At 64.7% G+C, this 25,207-nt stretch carries 27 protein-coding genes and 1 pseudogene; 10 read left to right on the forward strand and 18 right to left on the reverse strand.

Going from position 1 to position 25,207, the window contains the following annotated elements; translation table 11 throughout:
• Positions 1–12: 12 nt before the first annotated feature.
• Positions 13–699: a DNA-3-methyladenine glycosylase I gene (locus tag AAFG50_RS41095; protein ID WP_028172574.1), complete on the reverse strand. Its 687-nt coding sequence runs from the start codon at positions 697–699 to the stop codon at positions 13–15.
• A 207-nt stretch (positions 700–906) separates the two neighbouring features.
• Between AAFG50_RS41095 and AAFG50_RS41100 the strand changes: the two genes are divergently transcribed.
• Positions 907–1,734 (forward strand): metallophosphoesterase, encoded by an 828-nt coding sequence (locus AAFG50_RS41100; protein WP_028172573.1) that lies wholly within the window; start codon positions 907–909, stop codon positions 1,732–1,734.
• Here the strand turns inward: AAFG50_RS41100 and AAFG50_RS41105 are convergent.
• From AAFG50_RS41105 to AAFG50_RS41125, 5 genes are all read right to left on the reverse strand, one after another.
• The gene (locus tag AAFG50_RS41105; protein WP_028172572.1) at positions 1,673–2,158 is read right to left on the reverse strand and encodes a cyclic nucleotide-binding domain-containing protein; all 486 of its coding nucleotides are present in this window, start codon (positions 2,156–2,158) and stop codon (positions 1,673–1,675) included. The two genes, AAFG50_RS41100 and AAFG50_RS41105, sit on opposite strands and share 62 nt — an antisense overlap.
• 85 nt (positions 2,159–2,243) lie before the next feature.
• Positions 2,244–2,780, reverse strand: a complete 537-nt coding sequence (locus AAFG50_RS41110) for a GNAT family N-acetyltransferase (RefSeq protein WP_028172571.1) — start codon at positions 2,778–2,780, stop codon at positions 2,244–2,246.
• Positions 2,781–2,901: 121 nt separating this feature from the next.
• On the reverse strand, positions 2,902–3,642 hold the full coding sequence (locus AAFG50_RS41115) for a di-trans,poly-cis-decaprenylcistransferase (protein WP_011083674.1): 741 nt from the start codon (positions 3,640–3,642) through the stop codon (positions 2,902–2,904).
• Between the two features lie 30 nt (positions 3,643–3,672).
• A complete protein-coding gene (locus AAFG50_RS41120; RefSeq protein WP_028172570.1) occupies positions 3,673–4,047 on the reverse strand; it encodes a transcriptional regulator in 375 nt (124 codons plus the stop codon).
• A complete protein-coding gene (locus AAFG50_RS41125) occupies positions 4,034–4,651 on the reverse strand; it encodes a hypothetical protein (protein WP_028172569.1) in 618 nt (205 codons plus the stop codon). Before AAFG50_RS41125 ends, AAFG50_RS41120 begins: the two co-directional genes overlap by 14 nt.
• Positions 4,652–4,844: 193 nt before the next feature.
• Here AAFG50_RS41125 and AAFG50_RS41130 point away from each other — a divergent pair, with 193 nt between their 5' ends.
• Complete coding sequence (locus AAFG50_RS41130) at positions 4,845–6,089, forward strand: serine protease (protein ID WP_039186762.1); 1,245 nt, start codon at positions 4,845–4,847, stop codon at positions 6,087–6,089.
• A 172-nt stretch (positions 6,090–6,261) separates the two neighbouring features.
• On the opposite strand, the gene AAFG50_RS41135 is transcribed toward AAFG50_RS41130, so the two are convergent.
• From AAFG50_RS41135 to AAFG50_RS41160, 6 genes and pseudogenes are all read right to left on the reverse strand, one after another.
• A complete protein-coding gene (locus AAFG50_RS41135; RefSeq protein ID WP_028172567.1) occupies positions 6,262–6,999 on the reverse strand; it encodes a DUF899 domain-containing protein in 738 nt (245 codons plus the stop codon).
• A gap of 21 nt (positions 7,000–7,020) precedes the next feature.
• Positions 7,021–7,353, reverse strand: a pseudogene (locus AAFG50_RS41140) (SRPBCC domain-containing protein); the annotation flags it as partial.
• Between the two features lie 11 nt (positions 7,354–7,364).
• Positions 7,365–7,904: a metalloregulator ArsR/SmtB family transcription factor gene (locus AAFG50_RS41145; protein WP_028172565.1), complete on the reverse strand. Its 540-nt coding sequence runs from the start codon at positions 7,902–7,904 to the stop codon at positions 7,365–7,367.
• A gap of 37 nt (positions 7,905–7,941) precedes the next feature.
• The gene (locus AAFG50_RS41150) at positions 7,942–8,226 is read right to left on the reverse strand and encodes a DUF3551 domain-containing protein (RefSeq protein WP_312000463.1); all 285 of its coding nucleotides are present in this window, start codon (positions 8,224–8,226) and stop codon (positions 7,942–7,944) included.
• 95 nt (positions 8,227–8,321) lie between these two features.
• Positions 8,322–8,600 (reverse strand): DUF3551 domain-containing protein, encoded by a 279-nt coding sequence (locus AAFG50_RS41155; protein ID WP_028172563.1) that lies wholly within the window; start codon positions 8,598–8,600, stop codon positions 8,322–8,324.
• A gap of 150 nt (positions 8,601–8,750) precedes the next feature.
• Positions 8,751–9,725, reverse strand: coding sequence for a tripartite tricarboxylate transporter substrate binding protein (locus AAFG50_RS41160; RefSeq protein WP_028172562.1), 975 nt, complete (start codon positions 9,723–9,725; stop codon positions 8,751–8,753).
• 126 nt (positions 9,726–9,851) lie between these two features.
• On the opposite strand from AAFG50_RS41160, the gene AAFG50_RS41165 reads away from it, so the two are divergent.
• Both AAFG50_RS41165 and AAFG50_RS41170 read left to right on the forward strand, forming a co-directional pair.
• Positions 9,852–10,262 (forward strand): VOC family protein, encoded by a 411-nt coding sequence (locus AAFG50_RS41165; RefSeq protein ID WP_011083666.1) that lies wholly within the window; start codon positions 9,852–9,854, stop codon positions 10,260–10,262.
• A gap of 218 nt (positions 10,263–10,480) precedes the next feature.
• Entirely contained in the window at positions 10,481–12,061 is a 1,581-nt protein-coding gene (locus AAFG50_RS41170; RefSeq protein WP_028172561.1) for an ATP-dependent acyl-CoA ligase, read from the forward strand.
• Positions 12,062–12,176: 115 nt separating this feature from the next.
• On the opposite strand, the gene AAFG50_RS41175 is transcribed toward AAFG50_RS41170, so the two are convergent.
• From AAFG50_RS41175 to AAFG50_RS41185, 3 genes are all read right to left on the reverse strand, one after another.
• Entirely contained in the window at positions 12,177–13,271 is a 1,095-nt protein-coding gene (locus tag AAFG50_RS41175) for an HD domain-containing phosphohydrolase (protein ID WP_011083664.1), read from the reverse strand.
• A 398-nt stretch (positions 13,272–13,669) separates the two neighbouring features.
• Complete coding sequence (locus AAFG50_RS41180; protein WP_028172560.1) at positions 13,670–15,964, reverse strand: molybdopterin cofactor-binding domain-containing protein; 2,295 nt, start codon at positions 15,962–15,964, stop codon at positions 13,670–13,672.
• Positions 15,961–16,452 carry a (2Fe-2S)-binding protein gene (locus tag AAFG50_RS41185; protein ID WP_028172559.1) on the reverse strand — a complete coding sequence of 164 codons (492 nt, stop codon included), beginning with the start codon at positions 16,450–16,452 and terminating at the stop codon, positions 15,961–15,963. Before AAFG50_RS41185 ends, AAFG50_RS41180 begins: the two co-directional genes overlap by 4 nt.
• A 319-nt stretch (positions 16,453–16,771) precedes the next feature.
• Between AAFG50_RS41185 and AAFG50_RS41190 the strand changes: the two genes are divergently transcribed.
• The 4 genes from AAFG50_RS41190 to AAFG50_RS41205 all read left to right on the forward strand — a co-directional run bounded on the left by AAFG50_RS41190 (position 16,772) and on the right by AAFG50_RS41205 (position 19,435).
• Positions 16,772–17,536, forward strand: coding sequence for an alpha/beta fold hydrolase (locus tag AAFG50_RS41190; protein ID WP_028172558.1), 765 nt, complete (start codon positions 16,772–16,774; stop codon positions 17,534–17,536).
• A gap of 25 nt (positions 17,537–17,561) precedes the next feature.
• Complete coding sequence (locus AAFG50_RS41195; protein ID WP_028172557.1) at positions 17,562–17,903, forward strand: hypothetical protein; 342 nt, start codon at positions 17,562–17,564, stop codon at positions 17,901–17,903.
• Positions 17,904–18,063: 160 nt separating this feature from the next.
• A complete protein-coding gene (locus tag AAFG50_RS41200; protein WP_028172556.1) occupies positions 18,064–18,738 on the forward strand; it encodes a dienelactone hydrolase family protein in 675 nt (224 codons plus the stop codon).
• Between the two features lie 214 nt (positions 18,739–18,952).
• Positions 18,953–19,435, forward strand: a complete 483-nt coding sequence (locus tag AAFG50_RS41205) for a hypothetical protein (protein ID WP_028172555.1) — start codon at positions 18,953–18,955, stop codon at positions 19,433–19,435.
• A gap of 143 nt (positions 19,436–19,578) precedes the next feature.
• Here AAFG50_RS41205 and AAFG50_RS41210 read toward each other — a convergent pair whose 3' ends face one another.
• From AAFG50_RS41210 to AAFG50_RS41220, 3 genes are all read right to left on the reverse strand, one after another.
• Positions 19,579–20,283, reverse strand: a complete 705-nt coding sequence (locus AAFG50_RS41210) for a polysaccharide biosynthesis/export family protein (protein WP_231166607.1) — start codon at positions 20,281–20,283, stop codon at positions 19,579–19,581.
• A gap of 350 nt (positions 20,284–20,633) precedes the next feature.
• Complete coding sequence (msrA, locus tag AAFG50_RS41215) at positions 20,634–21,290, reverse strand: peptide-methionine (S)-S-oxide reductase MsrA (protein WP_011083656.1); 657 nt, start codon at positions 21,288–21,290, stop codon at positions 20,634–20,636.
• A gap of 144 nt (positions 21,291–21,434) precedes the next feature.
• On the reverse strand, positions 21,435–21,752 hold the full coding sequence (locus tag AAFG50_RS41220; RefSeq protein WP_011083655.1) for a hypothetical protein: 318 nt from the start codon (positions 21,750–21,752) through the stop codon (positions 21,435–21,437).
• Positions 21,753–22,113: 361 nt separating this feature from the next.
• Between AAFG50_RS41220 and rpsT the strand changes: the two genes are divergently transcribed.
• Together rpsT and dnaA are read left to right on the forward strand one after the other, a co-directional pair.
• A complete protein-coding gene (gene rpsT / locus AAFG50_RS41225) occupies positions 22,114–22,380 on the forward strand; it encodes a 30S ribosomal protein S20 (RefSeq protein WP_011083654.1) in 267 nt (88 codons plus the stop codon).
• Positions 22,381–23,660: 1,280 nt separating this feature from the next.
• Complete coding sequence (gene dnaA / locus AAFG50_RS41230) at positions 23,661–25,073, forward strand: chromosomal replication initiator protein DnaA (protein ID WP_028172553.1); 1,413 nt, start codon at positions 23,661–23,663, stop codon at positions 25,071–25,073.
• The last annotated feature ends 134 nt before the right edge of the window (positions 25,074–25,207 follow it).

The raw sequence follows: 25,207 nt of genomic DNA on the forward strand, positions 1-25,207 counted from the left end.
CCTTTTGATCCGTTACTCGCTCCTGACCTCGCCGACCGAGAGCGCGCAGATGCGTGACAGATATGTGTAGGGCAGACCGGTCTCCCCGGCCCAGGCGTTGAACTGCGCCTGCACTTTTGCGAGATCGCCCTTCGACTTCACCTCTTCGCCGATATCGAGGCCGGCACCGCGCAGGCAGGCCACGACATCCCTGGAGGTGACGAAACCGTCCCAGCCGACGAAGCGCAGCAGCATCTGGCCGGTATTGCCGCCGAGCCGGCTGCCGCGCTTGGTGAGGAGATCGAGCAGGCCGATTTCGTCGGACGACGGCCACTTCGCCAAAAACTTGCCGAAGCTGCCGTGCTCCTTTGCGATCGCCTGGACGAAGGCGGCGTTGTCGCGCACCGACATGATCTTGGCGCCGTTGCGCACGATCCGCGCATCGCGCAGCAGACCTTCCCAATAGTCTTCCGGCTGGAAGGTGAGCTTGGCCGGCTGGAAATGCAGGAAGGCCGCTTCAAAGCCGTCCCATTTCGAATCGATCACGCTCCAGGCAAACCCTGCGCAAAACACCCGCCGGGTCATCTCGGCGAGGATGCGGTCGTCGCCGAGCTTGGCCAGACGCTTGAGGTCGGGCTTGTCGGGCATCAGCCTGTCCAGCGCCTTGGGGCCGCCCTTGCGCTTCTCGGCGCGGGCACGAATGGTCTTGAAGGGGGTCATGCGGACACGAGCGATTGAGGATATGCCACGACAGCAGAATTCGATGGTCCGGTCCAGACCTGCGACGCCCGATGCCCTGCATGCCGCGATACGCCGCGGCATGCTCCGGCTCATTGGATTGACGCGAGGGGGCGGCCGTGCTGGTCTGCTTCTTGCTTTTTGCCGTTTTGGAATTCCCAGACAATTTCAATCGCGAACGGATTTCAAATGCGCTGCCTGGTCGTGGCTGACCTGCACTACGCGCTGCCGCAGTTCGACTGGCTGGTCAGCGCGGCGCCGCAATTCGACCTGGTGATCTTCGCCGGCGATGCGCTCGATATCGGCTCGATGGTGGATTTTCGCGCGCAGATCGTGGTGGTGAAGAAATACCTCGCGCTGCTTGCCGGGAAGACCCGCGTGATCATCCGCTCCGGCAACCACGACCTCGACGAGCGCAATGCGGAAGGCGAGAAGATCTCGCGCTGGATCTCGGAGGTGCGCGAGCTGGGCATCGCCTGCGACGGCGACAGCCTCACCATCGGCGACACCCTGTTCACGGTGTGCCCGTGGTGGGATGGACCGCTGGTCAAGCAGCGCATCGCCGACCAGCTCCGCGATGCCGCGGCGAGCCGGCCGCAGCGCTGGATCTGGGCGCATCATGCGCCGCCGGCGAATTCGCCGACGAGCTGGGGCGGCAAGCGCTTCTTCGGCGATGTCGAGGTGGTGCAGTGGATCATGCAGTATCAGCCGTCGATGGTGATCTCGGGACATGTGCATCAGTCGCCCTTCATCACCGACGGCTCGTGGTTCGACCGGCTGGGCCAGACCTGGGTCTTCAACGCGGGCCTGCAACCGGGCCGGCCGCCGACGCATATCGTGCTGGATCTCGATGCCGACAGGGCGTACTGGCTCGCGGCCGGCGAGGCGCAGTGGATCGACCTCGGCGCGCCGCTGAAGCGGCCGGCGGCATTTGTCGAGGCGCCGCCGGACTGGCTTACATTCTTGGATCGGATTGCCGATCCGAGCCTGGCGAGACCTCAAGCGGTGGCAAGTTGATCATGCTCTGAAGCACTTCGCCGACCATGGCCAGATGCGTGCCGTGGCCGGCATATTGCCGCTTGAGATCGGCAAGATAGGTGTTGGCGACGTTGAGCCGCTGCGCCAGCATCTTCGCGATCAGCAGCGCCACCCCCGGCTCCTGCTTCAGGAACGAGGCGGCATCCTCGAACTCGTAGACGATTGCATCGGAGCAGGCCCTGACCGTCGCGGTGTGCGGCTGGCCCAGCAGCACCGACATTTCGCCCAGCACCGCGCCCGGCTCGGTGACGGTGGCGACCACCATCTCGCCCTTGAGCACTTCGAGCTTGCCCTGCATCAGCACATAGAGATGGCCGCTGGTGCCGCCCTCGGTGACGAAAACCGTACCGGCCGCAACCTGCCGCTCCATTCCGCCGGTGCAATAATCCAGGACTGCGCGCATCGCCGAAGCTCCCATCGCTGGGGATACCCATCGCCGGGATACTAGAGCACGATCCGTGCCACGCGGCAATTCGACCTGTGTAGAGCTATCGCGACAGGTGCTTTGCGAGGTGAACCGACTGCCAGTCGCCGAGCCCGGTATCCCTGAACCCGGCCTTCTTCGCCAGGCCGCGCATTTCCGCGTTCGTCCGCGCGGTCTCGCCGGCGATCATCTCGTGGCCGAGATCGATCGCGCGCGTCTCCATCGCCGTCATCATCTGGAGGCCAAGGCCCAGGCGCTGGAAGGCGTCGGCGACCGAGATGGCAAACTCGCCGTGCCGTGCGGCCGCATCGTAGGCGTAGTGCGTTTCGCCGATGATGTTGCGCTGCCCCTCCTGCCTGAACTCGGCCAGCAAGGTGAAGTGACCGGGACGGTCGGCCTTCGCCACGCATTCGGCCGCGACCACGGCGAGGTCGGCGCGCGCCCCCATGAAACGCTTGTTGCGCGATGACGTGGACAGGCCGGTGAAATAGACCGACAGGTCCTCCACATCGGACGCACTGGCGGCCCTGATGCAGACCATCCCCTTCGCTTCGGCCAGTTCAACCGGCGCGACGACGCCCCCCGGAAACAGCTGTAGCATGCGTGACGCTCTCGGCAGGTTGCGTGAACCGCACACCTAGCCGAGACCGTGCACTTACCGCTTGGACATTGCTGCCAATCTTGCGGCCGAAAACGAACTGCGCGCCGCCCTATGCCGTACCTCACACCCGCGAGAGTGACGGCACCTCCTCGGGCATGATCGCCTGGAGGCCGCCGAAGCGCCGCTCACGGCCGTGGAACGCGGCGAGCGCCTCGGCGAGATCGCCCGCATCGAATTCCGGCCACATCCGCTCGGTGAAGTGCAGCTCGGCATAGGCGCCTTCCCACAGCAGGAAGTCCGACAGCCGCTTCTCGCCCGAGGTGCGGATGATGAGATCGACGTCGCGCAAACCGGCCTCGCCGGTGACGAGCTGCGAGAACGCCTCGCGGGTGAGGCTGGTCAGCGCCGCCGCCTTCGCCGCCGCGTTGAGGATGGCATCGCGCGCGGAATAATCGACGGCGATGCGGAGGTGGAGCGTGCTGCCGTGGGCGGTGGCCGCTTCGGCCCGCGCGATCGCATTCGCGATGCCGTCAGGCAGTCGGTCGCGACGGCCGATCACGGTGAGACGCACCCCGTTTTTCACCAGGCTCTGCACCTCGTTGGCGAGATAGAAGCGTAGCAGGGTCATCAGCGCTGCGACCTCGGCCTTCGGCCTTCGCCAATTGTCGGTCGAGAACGCATAGAGCGTCAGCGTGCCGATGCCCTGCTTGGGCGCCGCCTCGACGATGCGGCGGATCGTCTCGACGCCGGCCTCGTGGCCGCGCAGCCGCGACAGGCCGCGCCGCGTCGCCCATCTGCCGTTGCCGTCCATGATGATGCCGACGTGAAGCTTCTCGCTGCGAGAGGTCATGTCACTTTGCATTGCAAAGTCTCCGGTCAAAAAAGGGGAGGATCAGGTCGAGATGATACCGAGACGGCCGAGCGGCGGCGCTTCGCGACCGGCGGCCTTGGCGGCGTCGCGCACCAGGCGCTCGAGCACGGCCAGATAGTCGAGGAAGCGGCGGCGGCCTGCCCTGGTCAGCCGGCATGTGGTGTGCGGGCGATTGCCCTCATAGCCCTTGGTTACCTCGACGAGGCCGGCCTCCTGCAGCACGGCAAGATGCCGGCTGAGATTGCCGTCGGTAAGGCCGCAGAGCAGCTTGAGGTCGGCGAACGCCAGCCCCTTCGGATGCGCCATCAGCGAGGTCAGAAGCCCGAGCCTCGCCTTCTCGTGGATGACGCGGTCGAGCCCTTCATAGGAAAAAGGCGCGCTGTCAGTCTTCGACATCATGATCTCCGGACGCAAAATACAGAATGCCCGCCATCACCGACTGGCCGATCACGAAAGGCAGGCCCATGGTCCACGGCGACAGCGTGTGGGTTCGGCTCGCGAGCACCACGACCGCGAAACCCGAAACGAAATACCAGGCGCCGGCGAGCGCGACGGTGCGCGGCAGCGAGCGAATGGAGGCGAAGATGCCAAGCGACACCAGGATCTGCCACAGACCCGGCAACAGCCACAGCGTCTCACTCGCGAACTTCCACATCACCACCGCAAGCAGCACGCCGGCGACGCCTGCCGGAAGGAACTGCTCGACCGCCTGGTGGATCATGGCGTCGGCAAGGCCGGAATGATGGCGGCGCGAACGCGCGCGCATCTCGATCCCGATCATCAGGCCGGAGACCACGGCGGCGATGAACCAGCCGAAGAAAAAGCCGAGCGGCTCTCCGGTGGGGTCGCCGAGCAGCCAGAATTGCAGGATTGCCGTAATCAGCGCGACACCGCCGGTCGCGACCATGGTTGCCGGGCCGTAGCCGCGGAACGCCGTGCCGGCCGCAATCTGGCTGCGGATCGCCACGATGTCGGCCAGCGCCTTGTCGAGATCGCGCATCGGCAACGCCAGAACCTCGCTCGACCCCGCTTGTCGGGATCCGTTACTTTGTATTGCAAAGTATATAGCATTGCAAAGTAAGCGCAAGCCCGAAGGATGCCCCGAGGAAACACGCTTCAACAGAACAACTGCCGGTTGCGCCAATGGGGACCGGCCGGATAAGATGAGCCAATAGCGTTCCGGGGGCGTGGAGATGTTCAAGACGACTGTTGTTGCGTGCGTGCTACAGATGATCCTGGCCGGGGTGGCCCATGCGGCGGGGCCTTTCGGCACGATCCGCGTCGGCAACTGGAACGGTGGCGCCTATTCCAATGATTCGACCGGCGCGTTCTCTCACTGCGCCGCAAGCACACCTTACGCCAACGGCGTCACCTTGCTTGTTGGCCAGGATGCAAACAGCTCTTGGCTGCTCGGCTTTGCCAATCCGGCATTTCGCTTCAAGAAGGGTGAGAACCTGACGATCGACGTAACCTTCGACGGTCAGGCCGAGGTAAGACTCTTCGCGACCGCGTTTTCCGAGGTGATGGTCTCGGCAGTTCTGCCCACCAACGTCGCCCGCGCGCTCCAGAAGGCGAGCCTGATGGTGGCGGTGGCGAGAGGTACGCCCTTTCAGTTCAGCCTGACGTCAACTGCGCCTTTGGTGGCTGCGATTACCAATTGTGTGACCAGAGTCAAAGCCGACGGCCTGGATAAGGCCGGCGATTTTACAAAGATTGCCGCCAAGCCGCAGACCGCGCCGGACAAGCAGGCATCACCGGCAACCGGCGGCAAATCTGCTCGAACCAAGAGCGGCACCGGCTTCGTGGTCAGCGCCAACGGCCACGTCGTCACCAACAACCATGTGATCGACGGCTGCGTCGGCGACATCAAGGGCAACCTCACCAGCGAGGCCTCGATGGCGCTGCGCGTTGTGTCCAGCGATGCGAACAACGATCTCGCTTTGTTGCAGGCGCCGTCGACGGCGGCTTTCAAGGACTTTGCCCGTATCCGCGACCGCTCGATCCGCTCCGGCGATTCCGTCATCGCGATCGGCTTTCCTTACCATGGAATGCTGACCTCGGACTTCACCGTGACGACCGGTATCGTGAGCTCACTCAGCGGCATGCGCAACGACACGCGCTTCCTGCAGATCAGTGCGCCAGTGCAGCCCGGCAACAGCGGGGGCCCGCTGTTCGACGCCACCGGGCAGATCGTGGGCGTCGTTACCGGAAAGGTCGACGCGCTCCGCATCGCCGTGGCGACCGGCAACATTCCCGAGAACATCAACTTCGCCATCAAGACCGGCGTGCTGCGCGACTTCCTCGACAATTCCGTGGTGCCCTATCAGACCGCCGAGCCTAAGGCCGAGCTCAAGACCACCGACATCGCCGGCAACGCGCGGCCCTATACGATGCTGATCTCGTGCAACGCGACGGAGCAGGCCGACGCGAAGCGGTAGCCCTCACGAGCAAGGCAAGCTGCCGCGCCGACCACTGCTGTCATTCCGCGCGAAGGCGGGGAATCCAGTACGCTGCGGCCTCTCGTCTCTATCACTCCCCTCTCGGAGTACTGGATCGCCCGGTCAAGCCGGGCGATGACACCTTTGACGTGGGCAGGGCGTCCCCGCCCCCTCACCCGTGGCAGCACGCACCCTTCTCCGCCTGCGGCTCGTACTGGTCGCGCAGGCGCACCCAATCCATCGGATAGGGCAGTCCCTCCTCGTGACGGCCGAGCGGGGTGAGGTCGAGGTACTGATAAGCGGCGTTCATCATGTCGAGGCCGCGGGCGAAGCAGGAATAGGTGTGGAAGATCTCACCGGCCTCGTTGCGGTAGAACACGCTGATGCCCGGCAGCTCCGGCCCGTAGATCTTCGTGGTGCCGAAATTGTACATCGGCTTGTCCGTGGCGATCTGGTCCGGCGAGAACGTCACGCCGTAATCCCGGTTGAAGTCGTTGCTTCCCGACGAGACCCAGTCGAAGGTCCAGCCCATCCGCGTCTTGAAGTCCTCGAGCTTTGCGATCGGCGCCAGCGAGATTGCGACCGTCGCGGTGTCGCGTGCGGCCAGGTGCGGCACCATGCGATCAAGACCGTCAGCCCAGAACGAGCAGCTCTTGCAGGCCGCTTCCCAGTCGGGCGCGAACATCACGTGCTGGACGACGAGCTGCGGACGCCCCTTGAAGAGATCGCCGAGCGTCACCTTGCCGCTCGGTCCGTCGAACACGTAGTCCTTGTCGACCTTGACCCAGGGCAGCGCGCGGCGCTCCTCGGCGAGGCGCTCGCGAGCCGCTGTAAGCTCCTTCTCATGCGCCATAAGGGTTTTGCGAGCCGCGATCCATTGCTCGCGCGATACGATCTGATGGGGTTGCATGACGGTCTCCTCTGACAGAAATCAGGCGACGAAGGCATCGAGCTTGTCGAGGAACGAGCTCCAGCCCCGCCGATGGTTGTCGCGTGCGGCCTCGTCGAAGAACTGGGCGTGATGAAAGATCATCAGCGTGCCGGCGCTATCCGGCTTGAACGAGATCGTGACCAGCGATTCGCGCTCGGGCGTCGAGTGCCAGGCCCAGGTGAAGACCAAAAGCTCGTTCGGCACGACCTCGCGATAGGTGCCGCCGGCCTCGAAATATTCGCCGTCGTCGCTGACGAAGCTGATGCGGTAGCGACCGCCGGTGCGAACGTCGAGCTCGGCGGTCAGCGTCGCCGGTTTCATGTTCGGCGGCCCGAACCATTGCGCTAGCTGCGCGGCCTGCGTCCAGGCGGCGTAGACTTTTTCCGGCCGCGCGCGGAGCCGGCGCGTGAGCGTGAGGCTTGGACGTTCGCTTGGACGTTCTGCCGGGCGCTCGGCGCTGCGGGAATCGGCGTTGACGGCTGTGTTGGCCATGTCTCTTCCTCCACGAAGGCGGCAAGACGATCTAGATTGTCGGACCAGAACTGCGCGTAACGATTGAGCCAGTTCATCGCCTGCTCCATCGGCTGCGCGGTGAGCCGGCACGAGACCGTGCGACCGGTTTTCTCGCGCACGATCAGGCCTGCGTCCGTGAGCACATCGAGATGCTTCATGATCGCCGGCAGCGAGACCGGAAACGGCGCGGCCAGCTCGCTCACCGACAGACTGTCCTGCTCGCCGAGGCGGGCGAGAAGCGCGCGCCGCGTCGGGTCGGATAGCGCCGCAAAGGTCCGGTCCAGCGTCTCGTCCTGATACTTAACCATGTGGTTTAGTATAGACGTGAACGAGAAGGCGTCAAGCGGGAACCCGCGCGCCCGGATCTGCACGATCAGGTGATCAGGCAGACGTCAATGAGAGGCGCCGCTAGTATGGCGGAGCGTGCCGGGCTCGTGGAGCCGGCTGAGGTGGCGCTCGCGTGACCAAGGCGGGATTCTGACCGCAAAAGCCCTTGCGGCCTGAGGCGCTCAGCAGACACTGCTCCCGGGTTTGATAGGAGCAGTCGCCGGGATAGCCATATTCCGAATCCTGAATGCACCACGCATAGTCCGCCCGCGCCGGGCTGCCGCCGGCGAGCCACACAAGGACCATGGTGCCCAGCACGAGTTGCGCCTTGCGCATGACCGATCTCCCATGTTCGCCGCGCGACATGCGACCTCACAGAGAGAAAGGCTCGCGGAGCCAGTTTATTCCGGAGCGATCACGCGAAAATGCGCCGCTGCGGGTTTCGAGATGACTTCGTGCGGCTAGTACGGCGCGACGGGCCGCGTGCGCCGGCGCGGCTGCGGTTGGCGCTGCGGCACCTGGCCATAGGCCATGAGCGGATTGGGGCCGCAGTACAGCAGCCGGCCGGACACACTGGCCAGACACTGCTCGTAGGTGCTGTAGGCGCATTCGCCGGGATAATCATATTCGCCGCCCTGGGCGCACCAGGGATAGTCGCGCGCCGCGGCGGGCGTGACGGTGACGACACCGGCAAGGGCCGTCGCACCCAATGTCAGCAGGACCAGTTGCGTCTTGCGCATGTCCCAACTCCTCTCTTCACGGCGCCAGATACGGCGCCATACATCATCAGGTTTCGCCGGGCCGCTTTATTCCAGATCAACGAGACAACGCGCGCAAGAAAAAAAGCCCTGCCGAACGGCAGGGCTCCAATTCCGATCATCACAAGATCGCTACTCGACCTTCAGGCCGGCGAACTCGACGACCTTCTTCCACTTCTCGGTCTCGGCCTTGATCTCCTCGCCGAACGCCTCGGGGGTCTGCACCCGCGGCTCGCCGCCGAGCTCGACCAGACGCTTGGTCATGTCGGGCTCCTTCATCAGCGTGTTGATCTCATCGTTGAGCTTGGCGATGATTTCCTTCGGCGTGTTCTTCGGCGCCCCCATGCCGAACAGCGCGCTCGCCTCGTAGTCCTTCACGGTCTCGCCGATCGCCGGCACGTCGGGCAGTTGCGGCGAGCGCTGCGCGGTGGTGACGCCGATCGCACGCAGGCTGCCCGAACGGATGTGCTGGATGATCGAGGGCATGTTGTCGAAGATCACCTGCACCTGACCGCCGAGCATGTCGGTGATCGCGGGCGCCGCGCCGCGATAGGGCACGTGCTGCATCTTGCAGCCGGTCATCGCCATGAACATCTCGCCGGACAGGTGCACCGAGGTGCCGTTGCCTGACGAGGCCATATTGACCTTGCCGGGATTGGCCTTCACGTATTCGATGAACTCGGCGACGGTCTTGGCCGGCACGTCCTTGTTCACGGTCATCACGTTCGGCACGCGCTGGAACGAGGCGACCGGCGCGATGTCGCGCACGAAGTTGAACTTCAGGTTGGTGTAGAGCGAGGCGTTGATGTAGTTAGCCGGATTGACCAGCTGCAGCGTGTAGCCGTCGGGCTCGGCATTGATCACGGATTCGGTGGCGATATTGTTGCCGGCGCCCGGCTTGTTCTCGATCACGAATTGCTGGCCGAACTTTTCCGACAGCCGCTGGCCGATCAGCCGTGCCAGGATGTCGGTGGCGCCGCCCGGCGGATAGCCGACCACCCATTTCACCGGGCGAGCCGGATAATCGGCGGCAAGCGCCTTCGACAGCGGGCTGGCTGCAAGAGGAGTGGCGGCAAGCAGGCCCAGCGCGGTACGGCGAGTGATCATTTCAAGGGTTCTCCCAACGTGTTGTTCTTGAAAGCCAGATATCTTGAAAGCGTCGTCGGCGGCGTTGTAACAAAGCCGGAAGCACGCGGAAAGTGCGCAACGCACATGGCGACGAAAGGATAAGGCATGCCGGTCAAGGTCGAGGCCCTCGATCACCTCGTGATCAACGTCGCCGACGTCGCGGTGACCGCGGAGTGGTACCGCAAGATTCTCGGCATGGAAGTCAAGGTGTTCGACCCCGGCGGCGGCAAAGCGCCGCGGACTTCCCTTCAATTCGGTAACCAGAAGATCAACGTCCGGCCGCGCGATGCCGACAAGGTCGAGTGGTTCACCGCCGATCACCAGACCGCCGGCAGCGAGGATCTGTGCTTCCTCACCTCCGCCGCGCCCGACGAGGTGGTGGCGCATTTGCAGGCACATGGCGTCGCGATCGAGGAAGGCCCGGTTCCCAAGCAGGGCGCCCGCGGCACGCTGCGCTCGGTCTATTGCAGGGATCCGGACGGCAGCCTGATCGAGATCTCGTCGTACGAAAACTAGACTCGTCATTCCGGGGCGATGCGAAGCATCGAACCCGGAATCTCGAGATTCCGGGTCTGGTCCTTCGGACCATCCCGGAATGACGAATGAGAGAACGAGCGCGCGGCCACTGCACAGCGCACACCGCCCCCGATTTGCTCCCCGCGCCGTCCGGTGGCAGGAAGACGCAATAATCAAAAGGCGGCCGCCATCAAGATGCAGGCTGCACGGGAGGACGCATGCCCAATCAACAGACCGCAGCCGGAATCGTGGGCCCGTTTGACGGGCTGGATGTGCCGTGGCTCCTGAAGATGCGCGCCGAGGTGCGCAGCGCTCATCCCTTCCTGATCTGGGCGCCGTTCGACGCGCCGGCGCGGCACTGGAGCTATGGCGAGTTTCACGAGCGGGTCGGCGCGCTCGCGGCGGGGCTGGCGAAGCGCGGCGTCAGGCCGGGCGAATATGTGCTCATTCACCTGGACAATTGCATCGAGGCGCTGCTGGCCTGGTTTGCCTGCGTCGAGCTGGGCGCCATCGCAGTGACCACAAACACGCGTTCGGCGCCGGCCGAGATGGAATATTTTGCGGATCATTGCGGCGCGGTTGCCGCCATCACGCAACCGTCCTACGCCGAGATCCTTGCAAAGCACTGCCGCAATCTGCGCTGGATCGCGGTGACCTCGCACGATGCGGGCGCGGCGCCGGCACAGCCCGTCGCGCACGACGACAGCTTCGGGGCGCTGTTCGCCGACAGCGCCGACCGTCCCGGGCGCATGGCCGATCCGCTCGCGCCGTGCAGCGTACAATACACCTCCGGCACGACATCGCGGCCGAAGGCGGTGCTGTGGACCCACGCCAACGCGCTGTGGGGCGCCAAGATCAACGCCGCGCATGAGGACCTGCACGCCGGCGACGTGCACCAGGCCTATCTGCCGCTGTTTCACACCAACGCGCTGGCCTACTCCATGCTGGCGACGCTTTGGGTCGGGGCGACCTGCGTGATTCAGCCGCGCTTCTCCGCAAGCCGGTTCTGGCGCGTCGCGCGCGAGCACGGCTCGACCTGGACCTCGACCATTCCCTTCTGCATGAAGGCGCTGCTCGAGCAGGAGATCCCGAAGGACCACAAATTCCGCCTGTGGGGCAGCGCCGTCAACGAGCCGCCGGCCTTTGCCGCGTTCGGCGTCAAGATCATCGGCTGGTGGGGCATGACCGAGACCATCACCCACGGCATCGTCGGCGAGGTCGATCAGCCCAACATCCCGATGTCGATCGGCCGCGCCGCGCCTGAGTACCAGATCCGGATCACCGACGATGACGGACGGCCGACCGAGGTCGGCGACACCGGCAATCTCTCGATCAAGGGCATCCGCGGCCTGTCGCTGTTCGCCGAATATCTCCACAACGAGAAAGCCACGCGCGAGAGCTTCGACACGCACGGCTTCTTCCTCACCGGCGACCGCGTCGAGCGGCTGGCGAACGGCTTCATCAGGTTCGGCGACCGCGCCAAGGACATGCTGAAGGTCGGCGGCGAGAACGTCGCGGCCTCCGAGATCGAGCAGGTGATCGCGCTCGTCCCCGGCGTGCGCGAGGCGGCGGTGGTGGCGAAGAAGCACCCGATGCTGGACGAGGTGCCGGTCGTCTTCATCATCCCGCACGGCGGCGTCGCGGGTGCAGCGCCGGACCTGCATGACAGCGTGATGGCCGCCTGCCGCAAAGGCCTCGCCGACTTCAAGGTGCCGCGCGAGATCAGGCTGGTCGACGACATGCCGCGCTCGACGCTGGAGAAGGTGGCGAAGGCGGAGCTGAGGAAGATGGTGGGGTGATCACAGTCGTTCCGGGGCGGTGCAAAGCACCGAACCCGGAACCTCGAGATTCTCAGGTGCGCAACTGCGCACCATAGTTCGCGCTGCGCGCGCCCCGGAATGACTCGTCAAGAAGTCAAAACGACCCCAGCGCCACGGGCCTGAACGCCTGCAGCAGCTGCTGGTCGAGCTTGCCGCCCATGCCTTCCATCATCGTGAAGGCGCGGGAGTGGGTGAAGGGCATGCGGTAGGCGCGCTTCTCCACCAGGGCGGCGTAGATGTCGACGATCGTCGTCAGCCGCACGATGTCGCTGATCTGGTTCGACGACAGGCCGTTGGGATAGCCGCTGCCGTCGAGGAATTCGTGGTGATGCAGCACGACGTCGAGCATCTCCGGCGGGAAGCCGCCCTGGGCTGCGAGCGCATCATAGCCGCGGCGCGGATGCTGGCGGACCTCGTCCATCTCCTCGTCGGTCAGCTTGCCGGGCTTGTCGAGCAGCGCGGAGGGAACGAAGGCCTTGCCGACGTCGTGCAGCAGCGCGGCACGGGTCAGGCGGCGCTGGTCGTCCTCGCGCATACCGAGATGCTGCGCGAAGGCGACCGCAAATCCGGTGACGAACAGGCAGTGGCGATAGCTGCCGACATGGTGGCAGCCGACCGTGGTGAGCCACTCGCGCAGCGAGGAGTGCTTCATCGCCTTCAGGATCTTGCTCTCGGCGGCGATGACGTCGTCGAAGGTCAGGGGCACGCCGAGAGGCAGCTTCTCGAACATCTTGGCGAGCACCGCGTGCGCCGCCTCGACGCCGCGGTTGAGCGTCTTGCCGCGATCGGTCGCGTCATAGGTGGCGGTGTCGGGAAATGCGGCGCGGATGCGCTGCAGGATCGCGTCGGCCTGAAGCGGCCGCGAGATCGTGTCGGTGGCGCCCAGCGCCCAGGCCTGCATGGTGCCGTGGTGCAGGGCATCGGCGAGCACGAACAGCCGCGGCATCGAACGATAGGCATCGCCGCGCAGCTTGTTGCGCACCCGCTGCACGCTCTCGGGCGAGCGCAGATTGATGTCGACCACGAGGCCGGAGAGATCGCGCGAGGGCTTCTCGGGGATGTCCTGGGTCGTCACCGTCGAGACGTCGCCGACCGCCTTCAGGATGCTGGCAAGCTCGGTGCTCTCGTCGCTCCGGTCGGAGGCGAGCAGAAGCCGGCGTTTGGCGGCGGGTTTCACTGAGGCGTTCATGGCTTCCCCAAGAGAACGGGAGTGTTTCGGGCGAAAGCCTAAGCCGGATCAGGTTCTCCGGCCCTTAAGAGGCGTACTCAATGGAACCTTCCGGAATTGCGCGCAATTTTACGGATTTCGGTTACCGGCAAGGGAACTGCAGAACGGTGAAAACAACCCCATGCACAGTAGAACGGCCATTGAAGATAAAGGGGAATTTGGGTCCCACTGTCATCACCCGCGAAGGCGGGTGATCCAGTATTCCAGAGGCAGCGTGAGGATACGGAAAGGCCGCGGCGTACTGGATGCCCCGCCTGCGCGGGGCATGACAGTGAATATGTGGATGCGGCGTTCCGCATAACAACCAATCCGCCGGAAGTTGCCCTCCGGCGGATGATCTCTGGCCGCCTTCGACCGGCTTACGCCTTCATTGCGCCCTTCACGGCCTCGGCCGTGATCGGCAGCGCCCGCACGCGGGCGCCGCTGGCGTTGAAGATGGCGTTGCCGATGGCGGGGGCGATCACCGTCACCGCCGGCTCGCCGACGCCGGTGGCCTTCTCGCCATTGGCGATCACGGTGACCGCGACCTCGGGCATCTGGCTCATGCGCAAGGGCGTGTAGCTGTCGAAATTGGTCTGCTCGATGCCACCGCCCTTGAGCGTCGCCTTCTCGTACATCGCCAGCGACAGGCCCCACAGCGCCGCACCCTCGACCTGGGCGCGGATGTTGTCGGGATGCACCTGCGTGCCGACATCGGTTGCGACCGTGAGCTTCTTCACGGTCACCTCGCCCGACGGCGCCACCGCGACGTGGGCGACGCACGCCGTCCAGCTTGCGGTCGCGCGCTCCTGCGACGAGACGCAGGCGACGCCCATGCCCTCGCCTTTCGGCAGTTGCCTGGTGCCGTAGCCGGACAGTCCCATTGCGGCGAGCAGCGTGTTGCGCAGCCGCTGCGCCCCGCCGTCGTTCTTGCCGGCACCGTCGAGCAGCGAGATGCGGAACTGCGCGGGATCCTTGCCGGTCGCAGCCGCGATCTCGTCGATCATGCTTTCGACCGCCCAGAAGGTCCAGCCGGGCGCCACCGAGCGAAGCTGCCCGGACGGCGTCGCATTGTGCGCGAGCTCGTTCTTGATCGCGCGCACATAATGGTTGGGCACGGTGTAGAAGAAGTCGGCACCGTTCACCGTGAAGCTGTCGAGCGGCCCCTTCTTGTCGACCGATGGCGTCAGGAAATCGGGGATTCCCCAGCGCGCGGTCGGCCAGGCGGAGACGACGTCGTGGCTGAGCGCGATGAGCTTGCCGTCGCCGTCCACGCCGGCCTTCACCTTTTGGTAGGTGAGCGGACGCGAGAAATCCATCGTCATGTCGTTCTCGCGCGAATAGATCACCTTCACCGGCTTGCCGACCGCCTTTGCCGCCTGCACGGCCGGAATCATCATGTCGGCATCGAGACGCCGGCCGAAGCCGCCGCCCAGCCAATGCTGGTGCATCACCACGAACTTCGGATCAATCCCGGCCGCGCCCGCGGCGATCGCGCCGGAGCGCGTCGCGAACTGGTTGCCGGAATAGATGTGCAGGATGTCGCCCTTGAACTCCGCTGTGGCGTTCATCGGCTCCAGCGGCGCGTGGATGTTGATGCTGGTGGTGTACTCGGCCTCCACGACCTTGGCCGCCGAACCGAAGGCCGCATTGGGATCGCCGTCCTTGACGAAGAACTGGCCGGAATCCTCGAGGCCCTGGAGCCGCTTGGCCTCGTCGAGCAGCGACTGGCTCGACAGCTTGGCGTTCGGACCGCCGTCATAGGCGATCTTCAGCGCATCCGCCGCCTTGCGCGCGTTGGCATAGGTGCCGGCCACCGCGACCACCCAGCCGGAGGTGGTTCCGGTCTTGTCGTCGAGGATGATGGCCTTGATGAAGCCGGGCACCTTCTTTGCTTCGCTGTCGTCGACCGATTTCACCGTGGCGCCGAAGCGCACCGGCGGGGTCACCACCTTGCCGTAGACCATGCCCGGCAGCATCACGTCGATGCCGTACTTGGCGGTGCCGTTGGTCTTGGAGGGGATGTCGAGCTGCGGCACCGACACGCCGATCATGGTGTATTGATCCGGCGTCTTCAGCTTGATCGCCTTGAGCTCGTCCGGCGTGAAGGTCTTGGTCGCCTTGCCGCTCCTGACGATGTCTGCAAACGACATCTGCTTCTTCGACTTCGGATGCGAGACCATGGAGTCGCGCACCACCAGCTGGTCCTTGAAGTAGGGCGGCAGGCCCATGGCTGCGGCCGCCGCTTCCGTCAGCGCAATGCGGCCGGCAGCGCCCGCCCGGCTCATCGCCTCGAAATTCATCATGGTTGACCAGCTGCCGCCGGTGATCTGCGCCCCCAGAACGGGATCGTTGAACTTCGGATCGTTGGAGGCGAGCTGCACGCGCATGTCGCTCCATTTCGCGCCCAGCTCCTCGCAGACGATCTGCGCCATGGTGGAGGCGATGTGCTGGCCCATGTCGGCCTTGCCGCAGGTCACGGTGACGAGACCGTCAGGCGAGATCGCATACCAGACGCTCGGCTCGAAATTGGCGGGCGCGGCGGCCGACGCCGGATCGATGCCGGGCATGCCGGCATAGCCGAGCACGAGGCCGGACGCGGCGGTGCCGACGAGGAAGGAGCGGCGGCTGAGATCGGTCGTCCCGGGGGCGACGTTGTTCACGTGCTTATTCATGTGGACCTCCGCTCATTGCCGGAGGCGGATGCAGTGCGCATCTCGGTTGCGGCACGCATGATTGCCTTCTGTATCCGCGAATAGGTCATGCAGCGGCAGAGATTGCCGTCCATGTGTGCGACGACCTCTTCCTTGGTCGGATTGGCATTCTTCGCGAGCAGCGAGGCTGCCTGCATGATCTGCCCGGACTGGCAGTAGCCACATTGCGGAACCTGCTCGGCGATCCATGCCTTCTGGAGCGGATGATCGCCCTTGGCGGAGAGGCCTTCGATGGTGGTGACCTTCTTGCCGGCAACATCGCCGACCATGGTCTGGCACGAGCGCACGGCTTCGCCGTTGACGTGCACGGTGCAGGCACCGCACAGGCCGGCGCCGCAGCCGAACTTGGTGCCGGTCATCTGCAATTGCTCGCGGATAGCCCAGAGGAGCGGCGTGTCGTTCGCCGCATCCACGGACAGACTCCGCCCGTTGATGGTGAGAGTTGGCATAGGCGTCTTCCCCTGCCGGTGCATGAAGCCGCTTACGGCGGCAACTTGTATTGGCGGACGCCCACCGGGCTGGCGTCAACCTTGATCGCAAGAATGATCGCGTTCCGCTGCAGAGGCAAATGCAATCTGGAATTGATCGAAGCCATCTCGGCCTTTGCATGTTGTGCGTTGCGAGAACGGAACTGACGCAGCGCGCATGATGCAAAGGAAAACGGCAGACCTCGCGTCAAGCATACATGCCATCGCCTTCAGGCGGTTTCTTCGAGGTAACCCGGCGGCTAGGATGGCCGCGACGAAACAAACAATAAAGGCGGGAGAAATGCCGAAGATCGATCGGGACGGCGTCGGAATCTATTACGAGGTTCATGGCGACGGGCCGCCGCTGCTGCTCACGCACGGCTACTCATCGACCTCGGCGATGTGGCATGAACAGGTCGATGCGCTGGCGAGGGACCACAAGCTTGTCTTGTGGGAGATGCGCGGCCACGGCCAGTCCGACTATCCCGACGATCCCAAGGCCTATAGCGAAGCGCTCACCGTCGGCGACATGGCGGCGATCCTCGATACCGTCGGCTCGAAGCGCGCCGTCATCGGCGGGCTGTCGCTCGGCGGCTACATGTCGCTCGCCTTCATGCGTGCTTATCCGCAACGCGTCCGCGCTCTGCTGATCATCGACACCGGCCCGGGCTTCAAGAAGGACGATGCACGCGAGGCCTGGAACGCACGGGCGCTTGCCACCGCCGACAGGCTCGAGCGCGAAGGTCTCGACGTGCTGAAGGCGGCGACGCACGAGCGCGCCTCCGCTAGTCATCGCAACGCCAGCGGGCTGGCGCTCGCCGCACGCGGCATGCTGACCCAGCGCGATGCGAAGGTGATCGAGCTGCTTCCCGATATCACGGTGCCGTCGTTGATCGTGGTCGGCGCCGACGACACGCCGTTCCTGGCCGCATCCGACTACATGGCGGCCAAGATCCCCGGCGCACAAAAGGTCGTGATCCCCGCCGCCGGACACGCCGTCAACATCGATCAGCCCAAGGCTTTTGTTGACGCGGTCGTGCCTTTCCTGAAGAACTTGCCGCAATAGGCCGGCCGGACGGGGACCTGAGGCGATGAAGCGAGCGATGTTGGTTGCGGGCGTCGTGGCGACACTTTTCTCGGCGCCTGTGCAGGCCGAGCCGTTTGGCACCATGCCGCCGCGCCGGCCCTTCGTCGCGACCTTGTCGAACAACACACCGCTCGCCTTCGGCATGGACGCCGAGCAGAGCGCGCGAGCCCTGGGGCAGCCGCTGCAATATGTACGGGGACGTCCCGGCAACGAGATCTACCTCGCGCTTCGCAACATCGGCGGCAGCGGCTTGATCCCCTACCGCCACCGCCTGTTCCTGCAATTCCGCCACGGACGGCTGGCGGGATGGAAGGAGGACTACGGCGAGAACTGGATGTGGGAATAACTGTCACCCCTCATGGTGAGGAGCGCGGAACGCGCGTCTCGAACCATGCAGGCCCGCCTCTCGCAGCTCGGCCTCTATCCTTCGAGACGCGCGCGAAGGGCGCGCTCCTCAGGATGAGGGGAGAGAGCTGAGTTCGCAATAACAAAGAAGGACAACCCGCGTGGGACAAGACATCAGACTGACGGCCTCCGACAATTTCCAGCTGGGCGGCTATCGCGCCGATCCCGCAGGCAGCCCGAAGGGCGCGGTGGTGGTGATCCAGGAGATCTTCGGGGTCAATCATCACATCCGCTCGGTCTGCGATCGGCTGGCGAGCGAAGGCTATGTCGCGATCGCGCCGTCGATCTTCGACCGCACCTCGCCCAATTTCCAGTCGGGCTATACGCCCGACGAGATCGCCGAGGCGCGCAAGTTCGTGGCCAGTCCCGACTGGGCCGCGATGCTGCGCGACACCCAAGCCGCGATCGATGCGGTGAAGGGCGTCGGCCCGGTCGGCATCATCGGCTTTTGCCTCGGCGGCAGCGTCGCCTTCGTCGCAGCGACGCGGCTGTCGGGCCTGAAGGCCGCGATCGGCTATTACGGCGGCGCGGTCGTGCGCTTTGCCGACGAGACGCCGAAGGTGCCGACGCAACTGCATTTCGGCGAGAAGGATGCCGGCATTCCCCTGACCGACGTCGAGACCGTCAAGGCGAAACGGCCGGACGTGGAGGTCTTCATCTATCCCGGCGCCCAGCACGGCTTTCATTGCGACGAGCGCGCGAGCTACGACAAGGCGAGTGCCGACATCGCCTGGCCACGCAGCATGCAATTCTTCGCGAAGCATTTGACGAAGTAGCGCGGGCGACTCTCTCCTCCGTCATTCCGGGATGCGCCGCGAAGCGGTGCAGGCCCGGAATCCATCATGCGTCAAAGTCGGAGGCGCGATGGATTCCGGGTTCGCGCTACGCGCGCCCCGGAATGACCAGAGGAGAGAGCGGGAATCGGGTGGCCGCACCTTGCCCCCGGCGCTAGAGCTGGCCGATCAAGCCAACACACGCCGGGAGATCGTCATGCAGCAGGTCAACACGAACCTCGTCATCCGCAACCCCTTCGGCACGATGGACGTCCCCGGCCCGGACGATTCTGACGTCATGAACTACGCCGCGGCCGCCACGCTTTCCGGCGATGCAGCCGACGTCAATGCGGCGCATTGGGCAGACATTTCTTCGCGCGCCGATCCGCTTGAAGGCATCTGGGCAAGCCGCTGGAACGGCGGCGCCGATCCAACCATCGCGGGCGATACGCCGGAGATGTGGAAGCAGGGCCGCGCGGAAATTCGCGTCGCGGGGAACCGGATCTATCTGCGTTTCGACTGGGACAACGGCCGCCGGCACGGGCTGATCGACGCTGTGCGCGAGGGCGCGGATCGCTTGGTCGGCAAGTACATCAACCTGACCAACCCTGCGATCACGCGGCCGTGGGTCGGGCGCGTGGTCGATGCCGCGCGCATCGACGGATGTTTTCCGGAAGGGCGGCTGGATTTCAGGAGATAGGTCGCGAGGTCGCCGACATCATCCCTGCCGTCACTCCGGGATGCGCCGCGCAGCGGTGCAGGCCCGGAATCCACCGTGCGTCAGAGATGGTGGAGAAATAGATTCCGGGCTCGCGCTACGCGCGCCCCGGAATGACGAGAGAGCTAGAACCAGCGCTCGCCGACGAACACGGTGTCGCCCGGTGCCAACGGCGTGCCGAGCGGAACCACGGCGCGCATCGAGCCGCCGGCTTCTGTGTGCGTGACGGTGACTACGTCGCGCTTGGCGCGGGGCGAGAAGCCGCCGGCGATGGCGACGGCGCTTTCGACCGTCATGTTCGGCACGTAGGGATATTGGCCGGGCGCCGAGACTTCGCCGAGAATGAAGAACGGGCGATAGGCCTCGATCTCGACGGCGACCGAGGGCTCACGGATGTAGCCGTTGCGCAGGCGCGCGGCGATTTCACCGGCGAGGCCCGCCGTGGTGCGGCCACGGGCCGGCACCGCGCCGATCAGCGGCATGGTGATGGAGCCGCCGGCATCGATCGCGTAGCTGTTGGTGAGACCTTCCTGGCCGTAGACCACGACGCGCAGCTTGTCGCCGGCATCGAGATGGTAGGAGGCGTCATAACGGACCGGCGCTCCCATCGGCGCGGCGTAGCCGACCGGCATCGGCGCAGGCGCGGAGGCAAAGGAGTTGCGCAGCGCGCCGATGGCGCCGCCACCGTCGGCGACGACAACCGGCTGCGGCGCGTTGTAGGGCTGGCCGTAGGCCATCGAATCGAGATCGGCGCGCGGCTGCATCACCGCGACGGGGCCGGCGGTCTGCATGCAGCCGCCAAGGGCAAGCGCGGCGGACGCTGCCAACATCGACCATCGAAACGCGCGTGCAACCGGCACCGGACCTATCCCTCGAAACGAGACGGCTCCAGTGATGCACCGGTTATGGTTAATAAAGCGTTGAGGGGGATGGAGCGCCGCGAGCAACGGGCACACTGCGCTCCCTCTCCCGCTCTTGTCCGCCGAAGCCTTGGCGAAGGCGGATGCGGGGCGCGACGAGCTTCGCTCGCGCTGAGAGGGCTGGGGAGAGGGTGTCTCCACAACGGGACAATCCCCCAGGGGATAGAGCCCTCACCCGGCGCGCGGGACGATGCTTCGCATCGCCCGGGCACGCCGACCTCTCCCGCAAGCGGGAGAGGTGCAGCGAGTCCGGAGCTGACTTACGCGCTCACACCGACGCCGATCGGGCAGGACACGCCGGTGCCGCCGAGGCCGCAATAGCCGGCGGGGTTCTTCGCCAGATATTGCTGATGGTAGTCCTCGGCGAAATAGAATGCGCCGGCGGGCGCGATCTCGGTGGTGATGGCACCGAGGCCCTTGGCCGCGAGCGCCTTCTGGTAGAGCGCCTTCGACTCGTCGGCCGCTTTCTTCTGCGCATCCGAGTAAGTGTAGATCGCGCTTCGGTACTGCGTGCCGACGTCGTTGCCCTGGCGCATGCCCTGCGTCGGGTTGTGGCTCTCCCAGAACGTCTTCAAGAGCTTCTCGTAGGAGACCTTCTTCGGATCGAACACGACCAGCACCACTTCGGTGTGGCCGGTGCGTCCCGAACAGGTCTCCTCATAGGTCGGATTCGGCGTGTGGCCGCCGGCATAGCCGACGGCGGTGGTGTAAACGCCATCGCCAAGCTCCCAGAACTTGCGCTCGGCGCCCCAGAAGCAGCCGAGCCCGAACACGGCCTGCTCGAGGCCGGCGGGATAAGGCGGCTGCAACTTGCTGCCGTTGACGAAATGGGTGCTCGCGGTCGGGATGGCTTGCGCACGGCCCGGCAGCGCCTCAGTTGCGCTCGGCAATGCGGTGGTCTTGCGCATGAACAGCATGGTCGGATCTCCGAAGAACGAGCTGTCCGTCGCTTGTGCCGACTTGAAAAGCCAGGCGCTCAGGCGGCGTGCTCGCGATCAGGTGGGAATATAGGCGTTTACGCGCGAAGGGGCAGCCTTGTTACGCGGCGCCGCGCGCGGGACTCAGTCCCGGGAATAGCCGATCAGCGGCTTGCGCGGGCGGAACAGGATCATCAGGAGGATGCCCAGGATGCCGAGGACGGCGAACACCGGCTGATCCAGCACAAGGCGGATCACCGAGGTCCAGAGCCAGGGCGCCTTGGCCTCGACCCAGGTCCGGAACGCCGACTGGCTGGCCTGATTGATGTCGTTCCAGAACTGGCCGAACCGGGTGAACTTGAGGGTCTGGTCGGCCACCCAGCGGGCGCCGTCATAGACCATGAAGATGAACCCGCCGGCGAGCAGCAACAGCCCAATCAGTCGGAAAAAGCCGCGGATCATGCCTCACCTTATATGGTCGTCCGGTCGGAGGACCCAAAGAAACGCCGCCAGCCAATAGCCGGGCGACGGCAGAAATTCAACCTCTTCAGGGCGTTACGGCACCCATTCAGGCCGCCAGAGCCGGTTTTCCGGGTCTTGAAAGCGTTGACGGTGCCAAAGACCCTCTCTATAAGGGCGCCAACTGGCGGCGGGCGCAATCCTGCCGCCGCTGTTCTTTGAGCAGTTGCAGGCTCTTTGAGGCCTCATGTTCCGGGAACAGCCTTGAACCGAACACCCTAAATCCGAGCGTCGATTACGCGGTCAAGCAAGCCGGCGCTACCCGACCAAGACGCGACCGGTACCCGCAAAGGACATTGAGACCATGGCCAATACCACCTCCGCCAAGAAAGCGACGCGCAAGATCGCCCGCCGCACCGCCGTCAACAAGTCGCGCCGCACCCAGATGCGTGGCGCCGTGCGCAACGTCGAGGAAGCCATCAAGACCGGCGACCGCGCCGCCGCCGTGAAGGCGCTGGCGAATGCCGAGCCCGCCTTGATGCGCGCCGCGCAGCGCAACATCATTCACAAGAACAATGCCAGCCGCAAAGTCTCGCGGCTCACCGCGCAGATCGCCAAGCTCGCCAAGTAAGTTCGCGAAGCAAGTTCGCTGACCAGGCTCGCCAAGCGACTGGTTGCAATCATCCGATCGGTTGATCCGCTCGACATCACGTTCGTCAATCAGCCCGGCCTCGCGCCGGGCTTTTTGCTGCCTGTCATATTCACGCAAGCAGTCACGCGCCAATCCTCGATTGGAGGATTTGCATCTCCGCACTATGATGCGTTCCGCAATTTTACCTCCAGCCTCGTTGCGGGTGATATTGCAACAGCGGAAACTTTCGCTGCGCTGCGCTGCGAAAAACCCTTGCGAGGCGGGCCCAACTCGCACCTGCACGCGCGCCAGGTTCTGCACACCGTAGTTTCACCGGGACACATCGTGCGATGGAGTTACCCTGTGAAACGAGACTCAAAAAACGGTGTCTCGCTAATCACTTATCGACATAGCGATCGCAAGCATTTGGAAAATTCGTCTGCACGTCGCGCGCGTGACGATTTTGTAAAAAATTTTTGGCTGTGACGAGGATTTGTCACATGACGCGGCGCATTTTCGATTCTGTGCACGAATCCAAAAACTTGGTCACGAGCCTGTGCACAAGTCGCGCGCGGCGTTAACGCTGGTCAAGTTTTTTGATGCATCGAGTGTGAATCAATTTCGTTGCGAGTCTTTCCGCTTAGTGTATTCCTTAAGTCGTTCGCGGCGCCCACGATCTTGAGACCAGCGCGGTTTTGGAAACGGGGCGAGCGTGCAAATCGGCGGCGGTGTGCACGTTGGCGACGCTTCAACAAGCGATTGTCGGTTCAAAACCCATAGCAACATGGGAATGGTAGCTTTTTGTCTGAATGTCTCCAAGCGAGATCCAAGCGCAAACGAGAGACATCTTGAGACTACCCCGACACGCGTGATTGGCGAAGCCGGGCGAACGAACAGTGCAGACGGGCAGGACATCGGCGACTTTAGCCGCGGATGTCTTCAGGACACGCAGGACCTTGCCGTGAGCAATCACGGCAGGACGGGGAGGTATCATGTCTTACGGACAGAACGCGGTATTGAAACAGGTTTCCCATTCCAACGATGCCGTTTTAAATCCGTCGGACACCCAGCCTCCCGCGTGTGACGGAGCGCCGAGTACGCGCTGACCTCGCGACCCCTCCATCTCTGACATCGCTGATCGGACGCGGCGTTCTCGCCGAACGGTCGAGCCATGCCTGACGATGGACTCGCTTTGAGGTCGCGCCATGCCAGGAACCCTATGGCAGGAACCCTGCATGGCGCTCACAACGCAACTAAATCTCTCAAGAGAAGTTTTGACGATGAACACATCGGAACAGGATCGCTGGTCACGCGTGAAGGGTCGGCTGCGCTCGAGCGTCGGCGAAGACATCTATACGAGCTGGTTTGCGCGCATGGATCTCGAAGACGTGCAGGATGAGAGCGTGCGGCTCTCGGTTCCCACGCGCTTCCTGAAGAGCTGGATCCAGGCCCATTATGCCGAGCGCGTGCTGTCGTGCTGGCAGGCCGAGATGCCGGAAGTGCATCGCATCGATCTCACCGTGCGCTCCGCGGTGCGCCCGGTCGCGCCGCCGAAGGAAGCCCCGGTGCCGGTCGAAACACGCCGCGCGCCTGCGCCGGAGCTGCGCTCGACTGCGACCGCGCCGGTCTCGGCCAATCATGACGCGCTCGGCGGCTCGCCGCTCGATCCGCGCCTGACCTTTGCGAGCTTCGTCATCGGCCGCTCCAACACGCTGGCCCATGCAGCCGCGCGCCAGGTTGCCGAAGGACGTCGCGGCGATCCCGTCATGTTCAACCCGCTCTACATCCATGCCGGCGTCGGCCTCGGCAAGACGCATCTGCTCCAGGCGGTGACCTGGGCCGGCAATTCCGGCAACGAGCGTAAGGTGCTGTATCTCACGGCCGAGAAGTTCATGTACGGCTTCGTCGCCGCGCTGAAGACGCAGACGGCGCTCGCCTTCAAGGAAGCGCTGCGCGGTATCGACGTGCTGGTGATCGACGATCTCCAGTTCCTGCAGGGCAAGTCCACTCAGGCCGAGTTCTGTCACACGCTGAACGCGCTGATCGACGCCGGCCGCCAGGTCGTGATCGCGGCCGACCGTCCGCCGTCCGATCTCGAAAGCCTGGATGACCGCGTGCGCTCGCGGCTGGCCGGCGGCCTCGTGGTCGAGATGGGCTCGCTCGGCGAGGAGCTGCGCCACGGCATCCTCAAGTCGCGCGTCGCCGCCGCCCGCGCCCATCATGCGACGTTCGACGTGCCGGAGGAGGTGCTGCATTATCTCGCCCGCACCATCACCCATAACGGCCGCGACCTCGAAGGCGCGATCAACCGGCTCTTGGCGCATTCCAAGCTCAACAACCAGCCGGTGACGCTGGAGATGGCCGAGCGCGAGGTGCGCGACCTGGTCCGGCCGCAGGAGCCGAAGCGGATCAAGATCGAGGACATCCAGCGCGTGGTGGCGCGGCAGTATAATGTCAGCCGCTCCGACTTGCTGTCCTCGCGCCGCACCGCCAACGTGGTCCGTCCGCGCCAGGTGGCGATGTACCTCGCCAAGACGCTGACCCTGCGCTCGCTGCCCGAAATCGGCCGCCGCTTCGGCGGACGCGACCACACCACGGTGCTGCACGCCGTGCGCAAGATCGAGGCGCTGGTCTCCAAGGACACCGCGCTGTCGGAGGAAGTCGAGTCGCTGAAGCGCCAGCTTCAGGAATAAACGCCTATTTCTTTCACCTCTCCCCGCTTGCGGGGAGAGGTCGGAATACGCGCGCAGCGCGGATTCCGGGTGAGGGGGACTCTCGGCGCGTCCAACTCTCACCTCCCTTGCGGAAACTCCCCCTCACCCCAACC

This window comes from Bradyrhizobium sp. B039 (assembly GCF_038965675.1).
GTDB lineage: Bacteria > Pseudomonadota > Alphaproteobacteria > Rhizobiales > Xanthobacteraceae > Bradyrhizobium > Bradyrhizobium diazoefficiens.

What these genes read in the sequence shown, in the direction of transcription:
- AAFG50_RS41095 (WP_028172574.1), bottom strand. Translation starts at nt 699, where the DNA reads ATGACCCCCTTCAAGACCATTCGTGCCCGCGCCGAGAAGCGCAAGGGC.
- AAFG50_RS41180 (WP_028172560.1), bottom strand. Translation starts at nt 15,964, where the DNA reads ATGAATAAGCACGTGAACAACGTCGCCCCCGGGACGACCGATCTCAGC.
- AAFG50_RS41175 (WP_011083664.1), bottom strand. Translation starts at nt 13,271, where the DNA reads ATGAACGCCTCAGTGAAACCCGCCGCCAAACGCCGGCTTCTGCTCGCC.
- AAFG50_RS41165 (WP_011083666.1), top strand. Translation starts at nt 9,852, where the DNA reads ATGCCGGTCAAGGTCGAGGCCCTCGATCACCTCGTGATCAACGTCGCC.
- AAFG50_RS41170 (WP_028172561.1), top strand. Translation starts at nt 10,481, where the DNA reads ATGCCCAATCAACAGACCGCAGCCGGAATCGTGGGCCCGTTTGACGGG.
- AAFG50_RS41185 (WP_028172559.1), bottom strand. Translation starts at nt 16,452, where the DNA reads ATGCCAACTCTCACCATCAACGGGCGGAGTCTGTCCGTGGATGCGGCG.
- AAFG50_RS41220 (WP_011083655.1), bottom strand. Translation starts at nt 21,752, where the DNA reads ATGATCCGCGGCTTTTTCCGACTGATTGGGCTGTTGCTGCTCGCCGGC.
- msrA (WP_011083656.1), bottom strand. Translation starts at nt 21,290, where the DNA reads ATGCTGTTCATGCGCAAGACCACCGCATTGCCGAGCGCAACTGAGGCG.
- AAFG50_RS41155 (WP_028172563.1), bottom strand. Translation starts at nt 8,600, where the DNA reads ATGCGCAAGACGCAACTGGTCCTGCTGACATTGGGTGCGACGGCCCTT.
- AAFG50_RS41210 (WP_231166607.1), bottom strand. Translation starts at nt 20,283, where the DNA reads ATGTTGGCAGCGTCCGCCGCGCTTGCCCTTGGCGGCTGCATGCAGACC.
- AAFG50_RS41190 (WP_028172558.1), top strand. Translation starts at nt 16,772, where the DNA reads ATGCCGAAGATCGATCGGGACGGCGTCGGAATCTATTACGAGGTTCAT.
- AAFG50_RS41205 (WP_028172555.1), top strand. Translation starts at nt 18,953, where the DNA reads ATGCAGCAGGTCAACACGAACCTCGTCATCCGCAACCCCTTCGGCACG.
- AAFG50_RS41130 (WP_039186762.1), top strand. Translation starts at nt 4,845, where the DNA reads ATGTTCAAGACGACTGTTGTTGCGTGCGTGCTACAGATGATCCTGGCC.
- AAFG50_RS41115 (WP_011083674.1), bottom strand. Translation starts at nt 3,642, where the DNA reads ATGCAAAGTGACATGACCTCTCGCAGCGAGAAGCTTCACGTCGGCATC.
- rpsT (WP_011083654.1), top strand. Translation starts at nt 22,114, where the DNA reads ATGGCCAATACCACCTCCGCCAAGAAAGCGACGCGCAAGATCGCCCGC.
- AAFG50_RS41160 (WP_028172562.1), bottom strand. Translation starts at nt 9,725, where the DNA reads ATGATCACTCGCCGTACCGCGCTGGGCCTGCTTGCCGCCACTCCTCTT.
- AAFG50_RS41195 (WP_028172557.1), top strand. Translation starts at nt 17,562, where the DNA reads ATGAAGCGAGCGATGTTGGTTGCGGGCGTCGTGGCGACACTTTTCTCG.
- dnaA (WP_028172553.1), top strand. Translation starts at nt 23,661, where the DNA reads ATGAACACATCGGAACAGGATCGCTGGTCACGCGTGAAGGGTCGGCTG.
- AAFG50_RS41150 (WP_312000463.1), bottom strand. Translation starts at nt 8,226, where the DNA reads ATGTCGCGCGGCGAACATGGGAGATCGGTCATGCGCAAGGCGCAACTC.
- AAFG50_RS41120 (WP_028172570.1), bottom strand. Translation starts at nt 4,047, where the DNA reads ATGTCGAAGACTGACAGCGCGCCTTTTTCCTATGAAGGGCTCGACCGC.
- AAFG50_RS41110 (WP_028172571.1), bottom strand. Translation starts at nt 2,780, where the DNA reads ATGCTACAGCTGTTTCCGGGGGGCGTCGTCGCGCCGGTTGAACTGGCC.
- AAFG50_RS41135 (WP_028172567.1), bottom strand. Translation starts at nt 6,999, where the DNA reads ATGCAACCCCATCAGATCGTATCGCGCGAGCAATGGATCGCGGCTCGC.
- AAFG50_RS41125 (WP_028172569.1), bottom strand. Translation starts at nt 4,651, where the DNA reads ATGCGCGATCTCGACAAGGCGCTGGCCGACATCGTGGCGATCCGCAGC.
- AAFG50_RS41100 (WP_028172573.1), top strand. Translation starts at nt 907, where the DNA reads ATGCGCTGCCTGGTCGTGGCTGACCTGCACTACGCGCTGCCGCAGTTC.
- AAFG50_RS41105 (WP_028172572.1), bottom strand. Translation starts at nt 2,158, where the DNA reads ATGCGCGCAGTCCTGGATTATTGCACCGGCGGAATGGAGCGGCAGGTT.